Origin of the sequence: Providencia sp. PROV141 (genome assembly GCF_028481645.1) — a bacterium.
Classification (GTDB): domain Bacteria; phylum Pseudomonadota; class Gammaproteobacteria; order Enterobacterales; family Enterobacteriaceae; genus Providencia; species Providencia rettgeri.
Map to the genome: position 1 here is coordinate 187,912 of NZ_JAMPPR010000004.1, position 6,034 is coordinate 193,945.

5 protein-coding genes are annotated in these 6,034 nt (G+C 37.9%); 1 reads left to right on the forward strand and 4 read right to left on the reverse strand.

Features of this window, described 5'->3' with window-relative positions:
- Window positions 1–64: 64 nt before the first annotated feature.
- The 4 genes from aroG to PSF09_RS03625 form a co-directional block, all read right to left on the reverse strand.
- Complete coding sequence (gene aroG, locus PSF09_RS03610) at window positions 65–1,120, reverse strand: 3-deoxy-7-phosphoheptulonate synthase AroG (RefSeq protein WP_272665428.1); 1,056 nt, start codon at window positions 1,118–1,120, stop codon at window positions 65–67.
- A 356-nt stretch (window positions 1,121–1,476) separates the two neighbouring features.
- Entirely contained in the window at window positions 1,477–2,199 is a 723-nt protein-coding gene (gene pnuC / locus PSF09_RS03615; RefSeq protein ID WP_210840397.1) for a nicotinamide riboside transporter PnuC, read from the reverse strand.
- A 65-nt stretch (window positions 2,200–2,264) separates the two neighbouring features.
- Complete coding sequence (gene nadA / locus PSF09_RS03620) at window positions 2,265–3,305, reverse strand: quinolinate synthase NadA (RefSeq protein ID WP_272665429.1); 1,041 nt, start codon at window positions 3,303–3,305, stop codon at window positions 2,265–2,267.
- Window positions 3,306–3,803: 498 nt separating this feature from the next.
- On the reverse strand, window positions 3,804–4,649 hold the full coding sequence (locus tag PSF09_RS03625; RefSeq protein WP_272665430.1) for a hypothetical protein: 846 nt from the start codon (window positions 4,647–4,649) through the stop codon (window positions 3,804–3,806).
- 420 nt (window positions 4,650–5,069) lie between these two features.
- Between PSF09_RS03625 and PSF09_RS03630 the strand changes: the two genes are divergently transcribed.
- A complete protein-coding gene (locus PSF09_RS03630; protein ID WP_272683505.1) occupies window positions 5,070–5,957 on the forward strand; it encodes an aminoglycoside 6-adenylyltransferase in 888 nt (295 codons plus the stop codon).
- The last annotated feature ends 77 nt before the right edge of the window (window positions 5,958–6,034 follow it).

Genomic DNA, 6,034 nt, shown 5'->3' on the forward strand with positions numbered 1-6,034 from the left:
AAATGATAAAGCCAGTTTAACGAGATTCTTTCATCGCGATAACTGGCTTTATTATGACTAAATCTTATCGATTACGACGGGCAATCACCGCATCAGATAATTGACGTAATACTTTTTCAGTATCATCCCAACCAATACATGCATCAGTGACACTTTTACCATAAACTAATGGCTCGCCCGATTCTAAGTTTTGGTTACCTTCAACAAGGTTACTTTCAATCATAATCCCTGTAATTGAACGGTCACCTTGGCTGACTTGCTTGCAAACATCCGTTGCGACTTCCATTTGTTTTTCGAATTTCTTAGAGCTATTTGCATGACTAAAGTCAATCATGATACTCGGTACAAGCCCTGCTTTTTCCAGCCCTTCACGTACTTCTTGTACATGTTTAGCACTGTAATTCGGCTCTTTACCACCACGCAAAATAATATGGCAGTCAGGGTTACCGCTCGTATTTACTATCGCAGAGTGGCCCCACTTGGTCACTGATAAGAAACAGTGGGCAGAACGCGCAGAGTTAATGGCATCAATTGCTACTTTAATCGTACCATCTGTACCGTTTTTAAAGCCAACAGGGCAAGATAAACCAGACGCTAGCTCACGGTGAATTTGTGATTCCGTGGTACGAGCACCAATGGCCCCCCAACTCATTAAATCTGCTACGTATTGCGGGCTGATAACATCTAAAAACTCACCCGCTGTTGGTAAGCCTTGGTTATTGATAGTCAGCAACAATTCACGAGCAATACGTAAACCTTCATTAATATCGAAGCTACAATCCATTTTAGGGTCGTTGATTAGCCCTTTCCAACCCACTGTGGTGCGCGGCTTTTCAAAATACACACGCATGACAATTTCCAAAGAACCTTTAAGTTCTTCACGCAATTTACCTAAACGTTCAGCGTATTCCAAAGCGGCTTTAGTATCATGGATTGAGCAAGGCCCGATGACGACAACCAAGCGGTCGTCCTTGCCTGCTAAAATGTTGTGGATAGCGAGGCGGGCTTCATGAACGGTAAACGCAGCTTTATCGGTTGCTGGAAATTTTTCAAGCAGAGCAATAGGTGGTAATAGTTCTTTTATTTGTTTTATTCTGACGTCATCGTTCTGATAATTCATACCCGTATATCCAATGTTTATTATTTTTTACTGTAGTTGATTTGCATGCTAGGTTTCTCCCAAGTTACTGCGCTTGAGTAAAGCGTTGAGCGGAGCGGTGAATGACTTCACTGGGCTTAAAAAAACTTACAAGATAATTAGCATCGAATTTTTAATCTAACCGTTCAACCGAAGTCTGTAAACAGGCAAACGCACGATAAAACCATGATTTTATTAATCGTTAATTATAAAATGAGGTGAAAGGCTGATATTTAGCACAATAAACAGGCTAAAAACCCATTTGGCAGAGCAAAGAATAACTAAAACGGCTAAACAACGATGATGTCACTTTAGCCGTTTTATCGGATTTTTTCTGGCTAAACACGCGAAATTGGTGAGGAGCCATTCTCTTTAGCTGATTTTATCCAAAGTCTGGAGCCATTGACTGCGATACCTAACAAAATTAAGTATTCTAAAGACATCGCATAAACACCTTGAATAAAGAAAATAACAATACTAATTACGTTAATAATGACCCACAATAACCAGTTTTCAACATATTTACGTGTCATTAAAATCATTGCGACAACGGAAAGAATAGTCATTGCAGAATCCCAGAATGGGAATGCATCTGGTTCTATCGTAGGCATCGCAAGGTTGGCACCAAACAGATTTAATAATTCGACTGCCCATCTTGCAAGTACACCAAATACTGCATCAATATTAAATGTGAGATAAATAATAGCAACGACTGAAATAACCAGTGTTATAGCCGCTTTTGGTAAGCTCAACCAACGAATTTTTAGCTCTGCTTGCTGTGAACTGGTGACCCGACTCCATGCATACCAACCGTAGATATTGGCGACAAAGAAAAATATCTGTAGCAACAGGTTTGCATATAATTGAATTTGAAAGAAAATAACTGCAAATAGAGAAACGTTAATTAACCCAAACAGATAATTAATCGTTTTTTCTAGGCTGGCAAGTAAGATACAAAGTAAGCCGGCAATAGTCCCCACCGCTTCAATGTAAGATAAATCATAAACTGAACCCCATAGCGGGATCTGCACTAACGTATTGGCTGTACTAAAGAAATCCATCCCAAAATCCTTTATAAGTGATCGTTAATGTTGTATTGCCCAGTACTTCATTAAAATTGTATTTATTATTTTAGACTCTCTGCGAAATCTAGCATCTTATTTAATGGTCGTAATGCTTTTTCTCGTAATATCTCACTGACATGAATTTGATGATCTTGCGTATTCCCTTCTAAGGCGTCAGTAATCGCTTTTAAGCCATTCATTGCCATCCAAGGGCAATGTGCACAAGTACGGCATGTGGCGCCCTCACCCGCTGTTGGAGCGATGTAAAGCGTCTTCTCGGGGCAAGCTTGCTGCATTTTGTAAAAAATACCTTTATCCGTCGCCACTATCATCGATGGGTTAGGTAAATTTTGTGCTGCTTTAATTAGTTGACTAGTTGAACCAACCGCATCCGCTAGGTCGACAATCGCTTGTGGTGATTCAGGGTGTACCAATACCGCGGCTTCGGGATACAGTGCTTTCATTTTTTCTAATGACTGTGTTTTGAATTCATCATGAACAATGCACGCACCTTGCCAACACAAAATATCAGCACCAGTTTGCTGCTGTACATAACGACCTAAGTGGCGGTCAGGAGCCCAAATAATTTTTTCACCTAAGCTGTCTAAGTGTTCAATCAATTCCACAGCAATACTTGAGGTAACAACCCAATCAGCCCTTGCTTTAACCGCCGCTGAAGTATTTGCATAAACGACAACCGTCCTATCTGGGTGTTGATCACAAAAACGGATGAATTCTTCTTCTGGGCAGCCGATATCTAAAGAACATTGTGCATCTAACGTTGGCATTAATACATTTTTTTCAGGACTCAGTATTTTTGCCGTTTCCCCCATAAACTTGACCCCAGCGACAACCAATGTTGAAGCGGAATGCTTTGCACCAAAACGCGCCATTTCGAGTGAATCTGCAACACAGCCCCCAGTTTCTTCTGCAAGAGCTTGAATCTCAGGGTCGGTATAGTAATGTGCGACGATAACTGCGTTTTTTTCCACTAATAGCGATTTTATCCGCTCACGATAAAAAGTTTTTTCATCCGAGCTTAGTCGTGCAGGTTTTGCTGGGAATGGGTAAACTGACTGCTCAAAATCGATAAACACGCTCATTTCTTGCCTCTGTTTAGCATAAAGCGATTTTAATAGTTAAATCAAGCTAAAAACCGCCTAAATTTACAAAATTTGTTTTATATACTAAACACGATACGCTAGTTTGCTCAATAAGTCTTCACTATTTTTACTTATCTAGCATCACTTCCTCCCCTTTAGCGATTCACCTCAAAGGATATACCCTGCATGAAAGCAAAAGTTGATTGCTCTTTGATTTATCAATAGATGGTGTTTAATTAAGAGGTTAACTTGTATATGTAATAGGGATCGTACACGTTAATTTTATATCCTCCAATAATTCGAGTTGCGGGCAGGCGACAAGGAAAATAGGCGAGGTGCATAGGTAAATTCTGTGGCTTGGCGAGCGTAGTCACTTATACCTCAACGAAATACCCTGCAACTCGAATGGTTACGGGTATAAATGTCATGAAATAAAAAAGTTACAACCTGCCGACTTGTACTGTAGGCAGGTATGATAAATCAAAGGAAGATATGCAACTAATATATTGGTATAGGTAGAAGAATGGATTCTATAATATTATTCTGACTTACTATATTAGATAGAATTTGCTCTCTGCTATAAAACCCTGCAATATTCTCGGTTAAATTTCCACTCTCAATATGTAATTCAGATTTTATTTTATTTTCGTAACTGATAGCTCCCCCCTCTTTAGTACTATCTTGTATTAGTTTATCACTCGACATATCCATTTCTTGTCTATACTCAGTGACAATTTCAATCTCATCATTCTCAGCATTATTAATCTCTAATTCCTCATCCGATTGTTTATATTGCTGTAAACTCCCTATCGAATAAGATATATCATTTGCACTGTATCTTATATCCGCCAAGGAAGAGTGAAAAGTTAAAGTATATTCTTTAGCATCAGTGATCAACTGGCTAACCTTGGAGTCAAATGTGGATAATAACTGGTGTAATCTAGAGCTAATGTATGGATAATTACGAATACTTTCTGTCACATTGCCATAGCACTCAGCGATATTTGGTGTAATATTTTTTATCTCTTCTGGGTTTTTAATATAAAAGTTCAATTCATCTTGCAGTTTTTGATATTTACCTAGAGCATCCTTAACGGTATGAATATAAACTTTAACTCTATCAATATATATTTTAGATTGAATATATTCAACATATGTTAGTTTGCTTTCCAAATTATAATTTTCGGCAAGGAATATACTCTCGTGTTCAGTTTCTATTTTTAAAATTTGTTCAGTTAATGTATCTAGTTCTACATGAAGTTCTTTTATATTTCCATTTATGGATTCATGATAATCTTTTAATTCCAAAAAATATTTATCTCGTTTTGATACACTTATTTTCATTTTAATTCCCTTTAAAAAAACAAATAATAATTTGATAAGAAATAAAATACAAATTTTATTTTAATATATAATATATGGAAACAATAGTTTATAAATATAGCTACAGATAATAAAAAACAGCGTAAATTCAGGGGGCTTTCAAAAAAAGTAAAAATTACATTAAGTTTACATTAGCGATATCACCACGGTACTTTTTCCATCCCCATGTTTAACCCAATGTACTTTTCGCGATTAAGGCAATTTTGGTACTAACACAGTTTAATTTCTGTCACATCACCTATAAAGGCTAACAATTTTCCTTCACTTCGGAAAAAACTTGGTCATTTAAGTACTCTTTTCATGTTTTTTACGTTTGAGGCTTCGCTTTTCTGCCTCTTTATCGGTATCTTAGCCATCCTTACTTAATTCATTAGGTCAGTTATGGAATCACCTGCATTATTAATCAATAAAATTATTTCAGTTTCATTGCTCGATCCAAGAATTGAAGCTGTGGTATTAACCGGCTCTCGAGGGCGAGATCAACATGTTGATAGTTATTCCGATATTGATATCGAGCTGATCGGCCACGGTACATCTGAAATATTCAATCAGAAGTCTTGGATAAATCAGTTTGGTGAACCTTTGGTTGCACTTCATTTGCTAAATCTTGAAGAGGATGCCCCTGATTGGCCAACTTGCTTGGTGATCTTTGAAGAAGGCCGCAAAGTGGATTTCACTTTTGCTGAGCCTGAGCGATTATCTAAGATGAAGCAGCAAGGTTTAGACGCGATATTTTCCCGTGGTTTTACTGTATTACTCGATAAAACAGGGATCACTGAAGGCTTACCTGAAAGTGCTAACCAACAAGTATTTGCTCCACCTCAATTAACTGTGGAGCAATTCACTGAGGTGGTCTCTGATTTTTGGCATGAAGCACATCAAGTTACCATAGCTTTAACTCGTGATGAATTGTGGGTCGCCTGGTCAAGAAGTACGGATATGAAGCAGTATTTCCTACAATTATTAGAACAATTAGTTTTTATCAAAAATGCTCCAATGTGCGATGTTTGGTATAAAGGACGTAATTATCATGAGTGGATGCCTAAACCCTATATTGAAGCGCTAGAAGTTATCTTTAATTGTGGGACTGCACAGAGCTCAGCATTGTCTCTTCAGTGCTTAATGCGTTGCTTTAGTGAAGTAACTACCGAGCTCGCGAGCCTTCAAGGCCGCAATAATATGCAGATTATGGCTGAGAAAATGCAAGAACTGCTCATTGGTATTTTGCAAGATAACGCCTTACTCCCAGAAACCGGTGAAATAAAATAAATAAAGTACAGCGAAGGAATGCAGTGCTTTCATTGTCGAGGTATGGCTTAACGACTGAATGTTTACTTGGGATTGGC